The organism is Pantoea sp. SGAir0183, from assembly GCF_043545505.1.
The window spans coordinates 2333228-2348998 of sequence record NZ_CP028053.1; the positions used below are offsets into that span (position 1 = coordinate 2333228).

General features: G+C 55.9%; 13 protein-coding genes. 7 read left to right on the forward strand and 6 right to left on the reverse strand.

Features of this window, described 5'->3' with window-relative positions; all coding sequences use genetic code 11:
- Positions 1–26: 26 nt before the first annotated feature.
- Positions 27–1211, reverse strand: coding sequence for an MFS transporter (locus C1N59_RS10865; protein WP_394549475.1), 1185 nt, complete (start codon positions 1209–1211; stop codon positions 27–29).
- 507 nt (positions 1212–1718) lie between these two features.
- Here C1N59_RS10865 and fetA point away from each other — a divergent pair.
- The 4 genes from fetA to tus all read left to right on the forward strand — a co-directional run bounded on the left by fetA (position 1719) and on the right by tus (position 5349).
- Complete coding sequence (fetA, locus tag C1N59_RS10870; protein WP_367143061.1) at positions 1719–2396, forward strand: iron efflux ABC transporter ATP-binding subunit FetA; 678 nt, start codon at positions 1719–1721, stop codon at positions 2394–2396.
- Positions 2374–3144, forward strand: coding sequence for an iron efflux ABC transporter permease subunit FetB (gene fetB, locus C1N59_RS10875; RefSeq protein ID WP_394549476.1), 771 nt, complete (start codon positions 2374–2376; stop codon positions 3142–3144). Before fetA ends, fetB begins: the two co-directional genes overlap by 23 nt.
- Before the next feature lie 328 nt (positions 3145–3472).
- Positions 3473–4090, forward strand: coding sequence for an undecaprenyl-diphosphatase (locus C1N59_RS10880; RefSeq protein WP_162285673.1), 618 nt, complete (start codon positions 3473–3475; stop codon positions 4088–4090).
- Positions 4091–4446: 356 nt separating this feature from the next.
- Positions 4447–5349 carry a DNA replication terminus site-binding protein gene (tus, locus tag C1N59_RS10885; protein ID WP_394550826.1) on the forward strand — a complete coding sequence of 301 codons (903 nt, stop codon included), beginning with the start codon at positions 4447–4449 and terminating at the stop codon, positions 5347–5349.
- A 34-nt stretch (positions 5350–5383) separates the two neighbouring features.
- On the opposite strand, the gene fumC is transcribed toward tus, so the two are convergent.
- Positions 5384–6781 carry a class II fumarate hydratase gene (gene fumC / locus C1N59_RS10890; RefSeq protein ID WP_006119076.1) on the reverse strand — a complete coding sequence of 466 codons (1398 nt, stop codon included), beginning with the start codon at positions 6779–6781 and terminating at the stop codon, positions 5384–5386.
- Positions 6782–6972: 191 nt separating this feature from the next.
- Here fumC and manA point away from each other — a divergent pair, with 191 nt between their 5' ends.
- The 3 genes from manA (at position 6973) to add (ending at position 10992) form a co-directional block, all read left to right on the forward strand.
- Positions 6973–8148, forward strand: coding sequence for a mannose-6-phosphate isomerase (gene manA / locus C1N59_RS10895; RefSeq protein WP_054633837.1), 1176 nt, complete (start codon positions 6973–6975; stop codon positions 8146–8148).
- A gap of 121 nt (positions 8149–8269) precedes the next feature.
- The gene (locus C1N59_RS10900) at positions 8270–9769 is read left to right on the forward strand and encodes a YdgA family protein (RefSeq protein WP_054633838.1); all 1500 of its coding nucleotides are present in this window, start codon (positions 8270–8272) and stop codon (positions 9767–9769) included.
- A 227-nt stretch (positions 9770–9996) separates the two neighbouring features.
- Entirely contained in the window at positions 9997–10992 is a 996-nt protein-coding gene (gene add, locus C1N59_RS10905; protein WP_058709172.1) for an adenosine deaminase, read from the forward strand.
- A gap of 48 nt (positions 10993–11040) precedes the next feature.
- Here the strand turns inward: add and C1N59_RS10910 are convergent, their stop codons facing one another.
- The 4 genes from C1N59_RS10910 to araG form a co-directional block, all read right to left on the reverse strand.
- The gene (locus tag C1N59_RS10910; protein WP_394549477.1) at positions 11041–12081 is read right to left on the reverse strand and encodes an oxidoreductase; all 1041 of its coding nucleotides are present in this window, start codon (positions 12079–12081) and stop codon (positions 11041–11043) included.
- A 78-nt stretch (positions 12082–12159) separates the two neighbouring features.
- A complete protein-coding gene (araC, locus tag C1N59_RS10915; protein WP_006119067.1) occupies positions 12160–13077 on the reverse strand; it encodes an arabinose operon transcriptional regulator AraC in 918 nt (305 codons plus the stop codon).
- Between the two features lie 72 nt (positions 13078–13149).
- On the reverse strand, positions 13150–14136 hold the full coding sequence (araH, locus tag C1N59_RS10920; protein WP_033741305.1) for an L-arabinose ABC transporter permease AraH: 987 nt from the start codon (positions 14134–14136) through the stop codon (positions 13150–13152).
- 12 nt (positions 14137–14148) lie between these two features.
- Complete coding sequence (gene araG / locus C1N59_RS10925) at positions 14149–15669, reverse strand: L-arabinose ABC transporter ATP-binding protein AraG (protein ID WP_394549478.1); 1521 nt, start codon at positions 15667–15669, stop codon at positions 14149–14151.
- Positions 15670–15771 lie beyond the last annotated feature (102 nt).

Here is a 15771-nt window from a genome sequence, read left to right on the forward strand (position 1 = left end):
TATTTGCCCAGCGGTAGCGGACAGCATTAGCGCACAGATGGCGCTGGCGCTGGAAGCCGCTTTTTCAGTGCCACCACCAGCAGCAAGTTAATTACTGCCAGTGTGCACAGTAACCACAGCGTGGCTTTGGGCCCCAACGTCGCAAACACATAGCCCACGCCTAACGGCGTTACCGCCTGCCCCATTAACGCCGGACGCGCCATCCGGCCTGCCAGTACCGCGTACGCTTCAGGTTTTACCATCATCAGCGGCAAAGTGCCGCGCACAATGGCGCGTAAGCCGTTTCCCGCACCGTAAAAGATCATACTTAACAGGGCCAGTTGCGGAAACAGCGCCAGCAACAACAACCCCAGCGCCACCAGCCCCACCGAAAAAAAAGTGGTCCAGATGGGATGGCCCCCTTTAAAGGCCATATCAATGAGACGGGATGCCACCTGGCACGGCCCCAGCAGCGTACTGATTGCCAGCGCCGCCGCCATGCTGTAACCACTGGCCTGCAACAGGGTGATAAGCTGCACCGAAATGGCCGTCATAATCACCGAGGCCAGCGTGAAAATGGCGCACAACAGGTAAAACAAGACTGCGGGCAAATCCGGCGCTGTGCCGGGTGCGCTTTTACGTTTGACGGGTGAGATAAGATGGCCTTTGGGCAAAGCATAAAAATAGGCCGGTAAGACGCTGACCAGCAACAGCGCGGCGATGGCGAAACACGCGCCCCGCCAGTTCAGCCAGTGAATAAGCAGCGCGGTGGCAGGCCAGACCACGCTGGTACAAAAACCGGAAATCAGGGTTATGCCGGTAATGGCGCTGCGTGCCTGCCCACCATAGCGGGTGCCCAGCGTCGCAAACAGCGCATCATACAGCCCCATCGCCATGCCGATGCCGATGATGGCCCAGGCCAGTAAAAACACCGGTAAGTGATGGCTGAATCCCATAAGGGTAAGCCCTGCCGCCATCACGATGCCATTGAGTGCCAGCATCAGGCGACCGCCCGTGCGTGCAATAAGGTGGCCACAGCGCGGAGCGAGCAACCCAGACACTAAAATGCCCAGCGATAACGCGCCGTAAACCCACTGTTGCGACCATCCGGTTTCTGCTACAACAGGCGCGGCCATGACCGCCATCAGATAAAACGAACCGCCCCAGGAGAGGATCTGAACCAGGCCCAGCGTGACAATTTGCGTGACACCCGGCTTTTTAATCACGTCCATGTTGAGGATCCGTTAGCAAACAAAGTGTTTTTATAACATGTTCAGCTAAAAGGAAAAATGCCGCCGTTGGCTTTACCGCTTTTTTACGCCCCCCAACGGTCCGGTTACCAACGCGCCCCAGCGGGATTTCTTCTCCCTGTGGTGGTAGAGCACACGCAGCTAAGGCGATAAGGACATTCAAAATGTGCTGTTGCCCTGCCGCACAGTTAATCGCCCGGCAGGATGTGAAAAAATCAGCAACCAAAATGAAAAAGGCATGTCCCGCTCAGGCCTGAGCCGAAGCGGGACGCGCGGCGTGATGTCGTTGCCCGTCTGAACCGGCTTGTGCGTTCCGTTAGCACCGGTGGTGAATTCGGCTATTCTGACTCATGACCTGACAGGACACGGCATAAACAGGAAGATGCCAGGCCGGGCTGGAAAGCCACGCAAGGAGTAAAAGGCTGAATGCACCGCCTTTTTTCAGATATCGACGAACCGGACTTATTAACCCCTATCCAGGAAGCAACGATGACCCCTTCTCTGCCCCTGCTCGATGCGCAGGATGTCACCTTTTCACACGGCGGCAGACAGCTATTGCAGCCGGTCTCTTTACAGCTGTCGCCGGGCGACGTTGTCGTGCTCACCGGTGCCTCCGGCAGTGGCAAAAGTACCTTCCTGAAGATCCTTGCCTCTCTGTTAACGCCAACGACCGGAGAGATCCGCTTTCAGGGCCGCGATATCGCCACGCTCAGGGCCGAGGAATACCGTCAGCAGGTATCGTACTGTTTTCAGACGCCACAGCTTTTCGGTCAGACGGTTTATGACAACCTTGCCCTGCCCTGGCAACTTCGCCGCCAGACGCCGCCACAGGCAAAACTTAAGGCGGCGCTGGAGAGCGTTAATCTCTCGCCGGATATGCTGAATGCTGCGATTGAGCCCCTCTCTGGCGGCGAAAAGCAGCGTATTGGGCTGCTGCGCCATCTGCAGTTTGTGCCGGCCGTGCTGTTACTTGACGAAGTGACCAGCGCGCTTGATGAAGAAAACAGCCTGACGGTACAGTCGCTGATCAGGCGGCTTGTCGCAGAACACCCGATGGCCGTCGTCTGGATAAGTCACGATGTTAACGACATACAGCAGGCAGAGCATGTGCTTCGCCTCACGTCACCTGACAGGGAGAAGATGAATGCATCAGACAACAATAAGTGACAACTCGCTACTGCTGTCGCTGGTTCTGGTCCTGATGGCGTTGCTTATCAGCCAGAAAGAGAAGCTTGGCATGAGCAAAGATATTTTGTGGAGCGTCAGCCGCGCGATCGTTCAACTGGCCATCGTAGGCTATGTCCTCAAGTCGGTCTTCGATGTGAATAACGGCGGGCTGACCGTGCTGATGGTGCTGTTTATCTGCGTCAATGCGGCGCTTAATGCCCATAAGCGCAGCCGTAACATTGATAATGCCTTTGTGATTTCGTTCGTTGCGATCGCGAGTGGCACCGCCATTACGCTGACCATTCTGGTCATGAGCGGTGCAATCGCCTTTCTGCCTATGCAGGTCATTCCGGTTTCCGGCATGATTGCCGGCAATGCCATGGTTGCTGTGGGGCTGTGTTACAGCAACCTGAACCAGCGCTTCAGCGACAATGCCCAAAAAATTCAGGAGATGCTGAGCCTTGGCGCGCCGGTCAAACTGGCCTCGCAGCGAATCCTTGCCGACAGCATTCGCGCCGCGATGATCCCCACCGTTGATGCCGCCAAAACTGTTGGTCTGGTGAGTTTACCCGGCATGATGTCCGGGCTGATCTTTGCGGGTGTTGACCCGCTTAAGGCGATTAAATACCAGATTATGGTTACGTTTATGCTGCTTGGCACAGCCAGTTTATCGACCATCATCGCCGTCTATTTGTCGTATCGTCGTTTTTTCACGGCCCGATCGCAGTTGAAAGTCTTAGCGAAGTGATGTTTCAGGCACCACGTCACGTTACCGATGCGGTGTGTTCTTCATTCATGGGTGGGGTTAACGGTCAGGCACTGACTGAACGAGATCCCCCCTGTTTGTGAGGGAGAAAATGCGCGTTGCCGCTGACATATCATGCCCGCCTGAGGATACCCTGCGCTTACCGCTGTGGTGTTTATGGCAGCCGCAAGGCGGGCCTCTTTCTTGAGAACGTGTTTCCACTCATTCAGCCGGCTGAACAGATGAACGCGGCGAATGACGATTAAGGTTTTATTAATCTTGCGCGGGGAAAATGGCCCTTGTCCTCTCTTACCACAGAGCCCACGCGCTGATGAATACTTTGCTGGAAACCTATAATCAGGATCTGTTCCTTACCATTAATGCCCTTCCCGGCACGCCCGGCTGGCTCATCGATTTTGCGACATTCAGCGCAGAGTATCTGATCTTTCTGCTGCCGCTTATGCTGCTGATTTACTGGTTTACAGGTGGGCGCGCAGAACGCGAAACCGCCCTGTTTGCCATCGTAACGGCCATCACAGGGCTGACACTGAATTTTCTCTGTTCAGCATTCTATTTTCATCCGCGCCCTTTTATGATTCGGCTGGGTCATCTGTGGATCGATCACGCTGCGGATACGTCATTTCCCAGCGACCACGGCACGCTGTTTTTCAGTATCACGCTGGCATTATGGGCCAGGGGTAACTGGGGCTCCGGTGGCATTCTCACGCTCGTCTCACTGCTGGTTGCCTGGTCACGCATCTTTCTCGGGGTTCACTTCCCACTGGATATGGCAGGCGCGCTCGGTGTAGCGGCCGTAGCCGTGATCATCGTAACCCTGTTCTGGCGCAAAAAAGGCGAAACGCTGCTGTCATGTTGCGAAGCCGTATCAATATGTTTATTCAGCCTGCTCCCGGAACGGATTTATCAGTTGTTCAGCCGACATTCGTAATCCTGCGCCGCTTAACCCCGGTGCCTGAAGGCGGCGAGAGCGCCCGCCAGGCACCGAATAACCTTTTTTGGTTTTGTCACCGTCGGTGACCAGCCGCTTCCCGCCGATTCTGTCTACGCTGGTGACGATGGTAATGCACCCTGTCCCGCGTGGAGCTGTCACTCGCTTTTTTCTGGTGGGCCTCATCGCACCCTGTGCTATCTTCGCCCTGCTTATGCCAAAGACCGCACCGTTTCAGAAAGCCTGTTTAGTATGTTGTAACTATAAAGACGTTTGCAGCAGCGCGATCTTTCTGCCACATTGCGCATGTTGTAACTACAGGAGAGACTGCGGTGCGTTATGATTTAGTCACAGATATGCAGCAGTGCGTCAAGGATCTCGAAGAAGCCCTGGGAGCATTACGGCAGCAGATTGAGGCGCAGCCGCTGTTAATCGCCCGGGTCTTCAGTCTGCCCCCGATTGAAAAAGGGCATGAACACGATGCGATTACTCAGATTGCCGTGGAGCAGCACCTGGGCACAGAGGCACGGGAGCGGGCGCTCAACCACTATTGCCGTCTGTTCATGCAGCACCAGTCAGAAAAGCTCAGTACTAAAGCCGCCGTGCGCCTGCCGGGTGCGCTCTGCATCGAATGCAGCGAGCAGGACGCGCAGCAGCTTACCGCGTTTATCAACAGCATCAACCAGCTGAAAGCCCGTCTTGAGCACATGATCACCGTGGAGTCCGGTCTGCCTTCCGAAGCCCGGTTCGAATTTGTGCATCAGCATTTGCGCGGCTTAATTACCCTGAATGCTTACCGGACCATCACCGCCCTTCCCGCGCCAGAGAGTGTGCGCTTTGGCTGGGCAAACAAGCAGGTCATTAAGAACGTTAAACGGGACGAGATCATCGCCCAACTGGAAAAGAGTCTGAAGGCTGGCCGTGCCCAGGCTCCCTGGACACGCGAGCAGTGGGCGGAAAAAGTGCAGCAGGAACTGGCGGATGTACGCGCCCTGCCCGCATCCGCGCGCCTGAAGATTAAACGTCCGGTGAAAGTGCAGCCGGTTGCGCGCATCTGGCGTGCGGAAGAGAAAAAGCAAACGCAGCTTGCCTGCCCGTCACCGATTCTTGTGCTGTGCCGGGATCGCACCCAGGTGCCAAAGTTAGGTGAGCTGCTGAATTACGATGCAGAGGCGATTAAGCATCGCTATAAACCCGCCGCAGAACCCCTGCATTTGCTGATCCCACGGCTGCATCTCTGGGTGGACTGCCCGGTGTGATATCAGGGCCTGTGCAGGCCCTGACAGACCTCACTTACGACTTCATGCTGCCTACCATGTCTTCCGGACGCACCCAGGCATCAAACTCCGCTTCCGTCAGATAGCCCAGCTTCAGCGCCGAAGCTTTCAGCGTTAAGCCTTGTTTATGGGCCTGTTTGGCAATTTCAGCGGCCTTGTCATAACCGATGTGCGTATTCAGCGCGGTGACCAGCATCAGCGACTCGTTGAGCAACTGATCAATACGCTCACGCACCGGTTCGATACCGACAGCGCAGTGGTGATTGAAACTGTCCATCCCATCCGCCAGTAAACGAACGGACTGCAGGAAGTTATGGATAATCATCGGACGATAAACGTTCAGTTCGAAGTTGCCTGATGCGCCCCCCATGTTAATCGCCACGTCATTACCCATGACCTGACAGCACAACATTGTCATCGCTTCACACTGGGTGGGGTTAACCTTGCCCGGCATGATGGAGCTGCCGGGTTCGTTTTCCGGGATAGCAATTTCGCCGATACCACAGCGCGGACCGGATGACAGCCAGCGGACATCATTAGCAATCTTCATCAGTGAAGCCGCCAGGCCTTTCAGCGCACCGTGTGCATGCACCAGCGCGTCGCAGGTGGCCAGGGCTTCAAACTTATTAGGGGCGGTCACAAACGGCTGCTCTGTCAGTTCCGCCAGGGCTTTCGCCACACGCACGGCATATTCAGGATGGGTATTCAGGCCGGTTCCCACCGCGGTGCCGCCCAGCGCCAGCTCGGCCAGATGCGGAATGCTCTGCTCAATATGTTTAAGGTTGTGCTCCAGCATGGCGACCCAGCCGGAGATCTCCTGACCGAGCGTGAGCGGCGTGGCGTCCTGCAGATGGGTACGGCCAATTTTAACGATGTCTTTAAAGGCGTCAGATTTGGCACGCAGGGTTTGCTTCAGGACGTTCAGTTGGGGAATCAGGTGCTCACGTACCGCAATGACCGCCGCAACGTGCATCGCCGTCGGGAAGACATCGTTTGAACTCTGGCTTTTATTAACGTCATCGTTGGGATGCACCAGACGGGACATACCGCGCTCACCGCCCAACAGCTCACTCGCACGGTTGGCCAACACTTCATTCATGTTCATGTTGGTCTGGGTGCCGGAGCCGGTCTGCCAGATCGCTAGCGGGAATTCATCGCTGTGTTTATCCGCCAGCACTTCATCAGCGGCCTGAATAATCGCCTCCGCCCGCTCCGCAGGCAGTAAGCCTAAATCCCGGTTAACGCTGGCGGCCGCGCGTTTGGTCATCGCCAGCGCGTGCACCAGCGCCACCGGCATTTTCTCTGTTGAGATACGGAAATGCTCCAGGGAGCGCTGTGTCTGTGCGCCCCAAAGTTTATCAGCCGGTACATCAATTGGCCCCATTGAATCTTTTTCAACGCGATTGGCTGCCATGACTTTCTCCTTTCACCGTTTTAAATAAACCCTTCGTTCACGCGCGGGTGTTCGCTACGCATGAAGCAGATAAACTCATACAAATTTTTAACATCATCCGAGCTTAGCATCCTTCTTGCGCTGGATATGTATTTTCCATGTCAGTTTCTGCTTTAATAAGCGCAATATTCCCATGCCAGAAAGGCAGTGAAATGAAAAAGATGAGTAATGCGGTGCAATATTATGCCTGGGGGAGCAAGACGGCATTAACCTCCCTGTATGGCATCGCCAATCCTGAAGACTTACCGATGGCGGAACTGTGGATGGGGGCGCATCCTAAAAGCCCGTCCGCCGTTGACGTTGAGGGGCAATCCCGCTCGTTACGCGATGTCATCGCGGCCCATCCGTCGCAGATGCTGGGCGATGCCGTGGCAAAACGCTTTGGCGAACTGCCCTTTTTATTTAAAGTGCTGTGTGCCGATCAGCCGCTCTCAATTCAGGTGCACCCCAGCAAATCCGCCGCCGAAGAGGGGTTTGCGCGTGAAAATGCCGCCTCTGTACCGCTCAGTTCGCCTGAGCGTAACTATAAAGATGCCAACCATAAACCGGAGCTGGTGTACGCCTTAACGCCGTTTAAAGCCATCAATGGGTTTCGCGAGCGCAACGAGATGGTGACACTGCTCACCCCAGTGGCGGACGCGCATCCTGAGATCGCGCATTTCCTGCGCCAACCGAGCCCCGACAACCTGGCGCAACTGTTTTCAACCCTGCTGTCGCTTCAACAGGACGAAAAAGCGCAGGCGTTAACCGTACTGAAAAACGTCGTCAGTCAGCAGACAGGCGAACCCTGGCAAACCATTCATGAGATTGCGGAATACTATCCGGATGACAGCGGGTTATTCTCGCCGCTGCTGCTCAATGTGATTACTCTGCAGCCCGGACAGGCGATGTTCCTGTTTGCGGAAACGCCGCATGCTTATCTGCATGGCGTGGCGCTGGAGGTCATGGCCAACTCCGATAACGTTTTGCGCGCTGGCCTGACGCCAAAATATATTGATATTCCGGAACTGATGGCCAACCTCAAATTTGACGAAAAGCCGGCCAGCCAGCTTCTTACACAACCGGAGATACAGCAGGATGGCGAGTATTTTCCCATTCCGGTAGACGACTTTGCTTTCTCCATTCATACGGTGAATGCGCAGCCGCTTACCCTGCATCAGGAAAGCGCGGCACTGCTGTTTTGTATTGAAGGTGAGGCCACCGTCACCAATCGCCAGCAGCAACTGGTGCTAAAACCCGGCGAGTCCTGTTTCGTGGCCGCCACCGATGCGCCAGTGTCACTCACCGGCCAGGGTCGGGTGGCGCGCGTGTATAACACGTTTAACTGAGACGGCTGACGCCATTGCGCTTAACTGCTATTATTTCAAACTATTAGCTAAAATGCCTGCGGGCGCTTCTTCACCCGCTGTCTGTGACACGGGTGAAATCAAGGATAAGGACGATTCAGCAATGAAAAAGACTCAAGTTGCCGTTGGTGTGGTAGTCGCTCTGGGCGTAGTCTGGACAGGCGCGGCGTGGTTTACCGGCAAAAAGCTGGAAAGCAATATGGATCAAATGATTCAAAATGCTAACGCTCAGTTAACCACCCTGGCGCCCAACAGTCGTCTGAAAGTCAGCTATCAGGATTATCAACGCGGCATTTTCAGCAGCAAAATGAATGTGGTTATCCAGGCCAGCTCTCAGACCGAAGATAATCCTCTGCTCAAGCCCGGCCAGAGCATCATCCTGAACGAGCAGATCGACCACGGCCCGTTCCCCTTCGCACAGCTGAAAAAAGCCAACCTGATCCCCAGCATGGCGTCCGTGCATACCACGCTGACCAATACCGATGCGGTCAAAAAGCTGTTTGAACTGACCAACAATCAGTCGTTTATCAACGCCGAAACGCGTGTGGGTTACAGCGGCAGCACCGACACCGCAATAAAAATTCTGCCCATCGATTATCAAAATGCGCAAACAGCGCAACGCTTAGCCACCAGCGGCGGCACGCTGAATATCAGCGCAGACAACAAAGGCGATAAAGTGGGCCTGGACAGTGACATCGACAGCATTGCCATCACCACCAAAAATCAGGTCGATCAGCCGGTGATGTTTACGCTGAACGGCCTGAAGCTGAAAGCGGATACGCATCTCACCAACGAAGGCGTACGCATTGGCGATCAGTCCATCAGCGTGGATAAAGTGGCCGCCGCAGTCAGCGGTCAGGACGCGGTTATTCTTAACAAGATGGTCGGTGATTCCTCTTTTGATAATCAGTCCGGCAAAATCAATGGCGACATTAATTACAAAATTGACGGCGTTGAGGTGCAGAAGCAGAACCTGGGTCAGTTCGCATTAAAAATGAAGCTGTCACAGTTTGATGCGCAAAGCGTTAAAGCGTTCTCGGATAACTACAACGCTCAGCTGACCACCCTGATGAACCAGCCTGGCGTGGAAGACGATCCGGTGCGTTTCCAGAACGGTGTGCGCGCGATCCTGCTGAACAATTTGCCGACCCTGCTGAAAGGGGCCCCGTCCATCAGCATCGCACCACTGAGCTGGAAGAACGATAAAGGCGAGAGTACTTTCAACCTGAATGCCCACTTTAACGATCCGTCCACGGTGACAGGCGAACCGCAGACGCTGGCGGCATCCGTTGATCGCGTACTGAAAACGCTGGATCTGAAGCTGTCTGTCAACATGCCGATGGCGACGGAAACCATGCGCCATATTGGCCTGGCTGAAGGTTATCAGGCTGAAGACGCGCAGAAACTGGCCGATCAGCAGGTTAAAGGGCTGGCAGCGATGGGCCAGATGTTCCGTCTGACACAAACGCAGGACAACAACATCGTTACCAGCCTGCAGTATGCCAACGGTCAGGTGAACATGAACGGCGATAAGATGTCGCTGGAGCAGTTCATGTCACGCTATATGCTTGGCGTCCCGACAAACGAAGGCATGCCGCAATAAGGTCAACCTTTTCGATCAAGGCGGCCCTGGCCGCCTTTTTTACGTCACTGCACCGCCCTCTTTTCTCTCCCGATTCGCTCTCACCAGGCGGCCTGCGCCGCGTTCCCGTTTATAAAGTGAACAGTTAACCCCTGCCTTTCACACTTGTTGCGCAAATCACTGGCGTTGTTGCGCAAGATATTTTTATAATGCTCTGCACTTTACAGATATCCAGACGAGTGCACTCCATGATTGATTCAACGCTTCCCCTTACCGACATTCACCGCCACCTTGATGGCAACATCCGTGCACAAACCATCCTTGATTTAGGCCGCCAGTTTAACCTGACCTTACCGGCGGATACGCTGGACACCCTGCGTCCGCATGTTCAGGTCACCGAAACGCAACCGGATCTGGTCAGCTTTCTGCAAAAGCTGGACTGGGGCGTGAAAGTGCTGGGCGATCTTGACGCCTGTCAGCGTATCGCGCGTGAGAACGTCGAGGATGCCGCCCGCGCCGGGATTCACTATGCCGAGCTGCGCTTTTCACCCGGCTATATGGCGATGACCCACCATCTGCCGATTGCCGGTGTGGTTGAGGCGGTGATTGATGGCGTAAAGGCCGGCTGCCAGCAGCATGATATCACCGTGCGCTTAACGGGCATCATGAGCCGGACTTTTGGCGAACAGGCCTGTCTGGATGAACTGAACGGCTTCCTCGCCCATCGCGACCATATTACCGCCGTGGATTTGGCCGGGGATGAACTCGGTGCGCCGGGCCACCGTTTTCTGAGCCACTTCCGTCGCGCCCGGGATGCCGGTTTTCATATTACCGTGCATGCCGGTGAAGCCGCAGGCCCGGAAAGTATCTGGCAGGCGATTCGTGATCTGGGCGCTGAACGCATCGGTCATGGTGTGAAGGCTATTGAAGATCGCGCGCTGATGGATTATCTGGCGGAAAACGGTATTGGTATCGAATCCTGCCTGACCTCCAATATCCAGACCAGCACCGTCGCCTCGCTGGCGCAGCATCCGCTGAAAACGTTCCTGGAGCATGGCGTGCTGGCGACCATCAACACCGACGATCCCGCCGTACAGGGCATTGAGCTGGCCCATGAGTATCTGCATGCCGCCCCGGCTGCGGGACTGAGCCAGGCGCAAATGCGTCAGGCACAGGACAACGGCCTGACTATCGCGTTTTTAAGCGCGGCAGAAAAAGCCGCCATCCGGGCGAAAGTGCAGTAAGCATAAAAAAGGCCGCGTTATTCGCGGCCTTTTTAGCGCTGAAAGCGCTTATTTAAGCGACATGGTCTGGCGTTTTTCCGCCGAATGCAGCCCCAGCTCAATCAGTTCCATGACCTGAATGGCTTCTTCCGCCGTCACCGGATTCGCCCCGCGCCCGGTAATGGCATCACGAATCGCAGCGTAATAGGCGGGATAGTTGCCCGGCTGTGTCAGGACAGTTTTTTCATTCAGCGCGTCGCCCTCCACCTGGGTCAGCGTACCGTCACGCATGTCGTAACCCCAGTTCTCGCCCGGCGGGAAATCCCCCGCTTTCAGCCGATCTTCCTGCGGGTCCAGACCGTATTTGACGTAACTGCCGCGCGTACCGTGCACGGTATAGCGTGCGGATTCGGCCGCCACCAGCATGCTGGCGTGCAGCACCACCCGGCGCTGTGGATAGGTCAGCGTCGCATGAAAATAGTCGGTGGTCTGGGCACCCGGCCGCATTTCCGCCAGATCAACGTTAATCGCCACCGGGGGGCCAAACAGCTGTAGCGCCTGATCCAGCAGGTGCGGTCCCAGATCGTACCAGATGCCGCTGCCTGCCCCTTTCATCTCGCGCCAGCGCTGCCGTACTTCCAGACGGAAACGGTCAAAGTGCGATTCAAAATAACGCACCTCACCCAGCTCACCCTCTGCCAGTAAGCCTTTCAGCGTCAGGAAATCACTGTCCCAACGGCGGTTATGGAATACGGATAACAGCAGCCCTTTGGCTTTAGCTAAGGCATCCAGCTCGCGCGCCTGTGACAACGTCACGGTGAACGGTTTGTCCACCACGACGTGCTTGCCTGCGTTGAGTGCGGCTTTAGCCAGAGGGAAGTGCGTATCATTCGGTGTAGGGATAACAATCAGATCTAACGTAGGATCGTCGAACAGGGCCTGGGGCTCGGCGACGACCTGCACGGCGGGCCAGTCGGCATGGACTTTGCTGGCATCGCTGCTGGAGATGGCAGCCAGTTCAACCTCCGGCGTGCCCGCGATCAGGGGCGCGTGGAAGGTTTTGCTGGCAAAGCCATAGCCGATGAGTCCTACTCGCAGTTTCTCGCTCATTCCTTTTCCTCATTAATCGCTAACCAGACTGATTTAAGACTAATAGTCGGGTCAGGACAAGGAGGATTCCCCTTAAAATCAGGAGACTGAGCGCCGTGCACCGTTCCAGGCGCTCTGACTGGCCAGATTATCGTGTACGTCCTGATTGCGGCGGCGGAAATCACTCGGGCTGACGCCGACGCGCTTACGGAAGACGCGCGAAAAATAGAGCTGATCGTCGTAGCCCACTTCACGCCCAATGCTCGCGATGGGTTCCTGCGTGGTTTGCAGCAGCAACTTAGCGCGAATGACGCGCTGATCTTCCCGCCAGCGAAGCAGGTTCACGCCCATTTGCTCGCGGAACAGGTGCGCCAGCCGCGAAGGTGACAGACACACATGGCGCGCCACTTCCTCTATTTTGACCTCGCTGGCAAGATGATTATTCACATACTGGCAGGCTTCGATGATACGGGGATCGCGGATTTGCTGATGGTTACGTGGATCTTCTTCCACCGCCCGTAACAACAGCCGTTCCAGCAAATTCATTGCCAGTTCTTCGGCAAAACGACGCGATGAGTTGTGGGTTTGTTCAATAGTGGCAAACAGGCGATCAAATTCGCCCCGCAGTGACTCCGGTAATCGCAGCCGACCGACGCCTTCCTGTTCATCCTGCCAGCGCAGCCAGTCATGCCAGTACGCGCGCGGACGAAAATAGACCCAGCGGTGAAACCACTGCGGACTGTCGGGCGCCCGACCATAATAGTGAGCCGTTTTTGGCTGGAACAGCAGCATTTCACCCGGTTCACAGTCAAAGGCCTTTTCGCCGTCGAACACCCGCCCTTTGCCTTTAATGGTCAGGTTGAGAATATAGCCCTTCATGCCGTGTGGGCGATCAATAAAGAAATCCAGCGGACCATCCGCGGTGATCGGGGTTAATCCCGCCACCAGCCAGGCATTAAACGCGTATCCGGGCAGCAAAGGGTTCTGCTGCTCTGCCGGTAATTCACGGTGATACATACTGTCCTCACTTCGTCGTTGATTGATCACGCGCGGACACCTTTCGCGTCCGCGGGAAGGTTTCACGCCAAATCAGACTTTATTCTTTTGTTTGTAGCGGTCGAATATCACCGCTGCCAACAGTATCAAACCCCGCACAACATACTGTGAGAATGGCGAGATATTTAATAAATTCATCGCATTCTCAACGGTGCCCAGAATCAGTACCCCGGCGATCACATAGGAGATTTTGCCGATGCCGCCCTTCAGTGACACGCCGCCCAGTACGCAGGCCGAGATGACCACCAGTTCATAACCAATTGAGGTCATGGGCTGACCGCTGGTCATACGTGACGCCAGGATGATGCCCGCCGCCGCAGAAACCAGGCCAGAGAGAATAAAGATAATGATGCGGGTACGCACAACCGGCACGCCCGCCAGCCGTGCAGCCTCTTCATTCCCGCCAATCGCCAGCGTGTTGCGGCCAAAGGTGGTTTTGTTCAACAGGAAGGCGAAGATCACCATGGTACCCAGCGTGATCCAGATGGGCGCAGGCACGCCCAGCCAGTTGGCGAAGCCCAGTACGAAGAAGCGCTCGTCTTCGATGCCCACCGCTTTACCGTCCGAGAAGATATAGGCCAGACCGCGCACAATCTGCATGGTCGCCAGCGTGGTAATCAGGGCGTTGATTTTCAGTCGGGCGATAACAAACCCATTGATAAATCCGGTGATGACACCGAGTAACAGCCCGGCCGCCACCCCCAGCCAGAGGCTCTCGCTCATATTGATCACCACGGCGGTGACCACGCCCGCGCAGGCAATCACCGAGGCCACCGACAGGTCAAAATCGCCGGAGGCCAGGCAGAACAGCATACCGCAGGCCACCATGCCGGACATCGACATGGCCAGCCCCAGGCCTTTCATGTTGATAAAGGAGCCAAAGTTAGGGACAAAAACCGCACAGGCGATGAACAGCAGGGCAAACACCACCAGCATGCCAAAGTTGTCCCAGACGCGCCCAAAATGCACACCCCGGCGAGGGGCGGCTGGCGGCGTATTTGATGTCGTGGAAGAAGTCACGGTACTCTCCTGTCAGGCCACGGCGGCCGCATGTGTCGTTTTAGGCATGGCCAGGCTCAGCGTCAGCTGCTCTGTGGCCTCGTCATGCAGTAATTCCCCGGCGACCGCCCCTTCGCGCATTACGATAATGCGGTCGGCCAGGCCCATCACTTCCGGGAGATCGCTGGAGGCAAACAGCACCGCAATGCCGTTGTTCGCCAGCTGGTAAATCAGGTTATAAATTTCGTGTTTAGCCCCGACATCAATGCCACGGGTAGGCTCGTCCAGCAAAATCACCTTGATCTCCTCGGACAACCAGCGGCCAAGAATGGCTTTTTGCTGGTTACCGCCGGACAGGTTCATGATCAACTGGTCAGCGCTGGGCGTTTTGATTTTGAGGGAACGGATATGGCTGTCGGCATTCTTCACCTCCCAGCCGTTTTTGATCAGGCAACCGGCGGTGAGGTTATGACGGCGGGCGCTGATGTTGATGTTGTCGCGCACCGAATGCACCGGAATAATGCCTTCGGCTTTGCGATCTTCAGGGCACAGCATCACGCCCGCCCGAATCGCATCAATTGGCGCCATCACGTTAAGGGGTTCCCCGTCCAGCAGAATGCGGCCACCGCGCAGGCGCGTGGCGCCAAACAGCCCTTTCAGCAGTTCGGTGCGTCCCGCGCCCACCAGACCAAACAGGCCGACAATTTCCCCGGCATGCACATTCAGCGAGATTGGCGCTCTGACGCCCTTCGCCTCCACGTCCTGTAGCGCCAGCCGTACCGGGCCTTTTTCCCGCGGCGCGTAGCCGTAGATATCACCCAGATTACGTCCGACCATCGCCTGCACCAGATCGTCGTGATGCGTATTGGCCATGTCCGTAAAGGTGCGCACATAGCGCCCGTCTTTAAACACGGTGATGGCGTCACTGAGGGCAAAAATCTCTTCCATACGGTGCGAGACATACAGCACCACGCGCCCTTCCGCGCGCAACTGGCGGATCACCCGAAACAGATTGTCGATTTCGCGTGCGGACAGCGAACTGGTTGGCTCATCAAAGGCAATGATGCGCGCGTTACGGGCCAGCGCTTTGGCAATCTCAACCATCTGCCACTGGCCCAGCGACAGGTATTTCAGCGGCATGTCCGGATCGATGTCCATACCTAAATTTTTCAGTTGCAGCCCTGCTTCGTAACGCAGCAGCTTGCGGTTCACCAGGCCATGTTTATGCGGCAACTGACCCAGATAGATATTCTCCGCCACGCTCATTTCGGGCACTAAATGCAGTTCCTGGTAGATAATGGCGACACCCGCATCCAGCGCATCCGTGGTGTGCTGGAAATTCATCGGCTTGCCTTTGATGCGAATCTCGCCGCCACTGGGCAGATAGCTGCCGCTGAGGATTTTAAGCAGTGTCGATTTACCGGCACCGTTTTCCCCCATCAGCGCGTGCACCTGACCGCCATGGCATTCAAATGAAATATCCTGCAGCGCTTTCACGCCGGGAAAAGTTTTACTGATGCCATGAAACGACAGAAAGGCTGAATCAGTGTTCATGGTGTCTCCAATAAATGGCTGTGAGGAATCGGGGCACCTGACGCTCAGGCTGAATACCGTCGCGGTGTTCAGCCCTGCTTTCCTGATGACCCGATGGTGTTA

Bases quoted from the DNA above. Each gene is read 5' to 3' on its own strand.
- C1N59_RS10910 (WP_394549477.1), bottom strand. From the start codon at position 12,081: ATGAGCGAGAAACTGCGAGTAGGACTCATCGGCTATGGCTTTGCCAGC.
- fumC (WP_006119076.1), bottom strand. From the start codon at position 6,781: ATGGCAGCCAATCGCGTTGAAAAAGATTCAATGGGGCCAATTGATGTA.
- C1N59_RS10880 (WP_162285673.1), top strand. From the start codon at position 3,473: ATGAATACTTTGCTGGAAACCTATAATCAGGATCTGTTCCTTACCATT.
- C1N59_RS10865 (WP_394549475.1), bottom strand. From the start codon at position 1,211: ATGGACGTGATTAAAAAGCCGGGTGTCACGCAAATTGTCACGCTGGGC.
- fetB (WP_394549476.1), top strand. From the start codon at position 2,374: ATGCATCAGACAACAATAAGTGACAACTCGCTACTGCTGTCGCTGGTT.
- araC (WP_006119067.1), bottom strand. From the start codon at position 13,077: ATGTATCACCGTGAATTACCGGCAGAGCAGCAGAACCCTTTGCTGCCC.
- fetA (WP_367143061.1), top strand. From the start codon at position 1,719: ATGACCCCTTCTCTGCCCCTGCTCGATGCGCAGGATGTCACCTTTTCA.
- manA (WP_054633837.1), top strand. From the start codon at position 6,973: ATGAAAAAGATGAGTAATGCGGTGCAATATTATGCCTGGGGGAGCAAG.
- araG (WP_394549478.1), bottom strand. From the start codon at position 15,669: ATGAACACTGATTCAGCCTTTCTGTCGTTTCATGGCATCAGTAAAACT.
- tus (WP_394550826.1), top strand. From the start codon at position 4,447: ATGCAGCAGTGCGTCAAGGATCTCGAAGAAGCCCTGGGAGCATTACGG.
- add (WP_058709172.1), top strand. From the start codon at position 9,997: ATGATTGATTCAACGCTTCCCCTTACCGACATTCACCGCCACCTTGAT.
- C1N59_RS10900 (WP_054633838.1), top strand. From the start codon at position 8,270: ATGAAAAAGACTCAAGTTGCCGTTGGTGTGGTAGTCGCTCTGGGCGTA.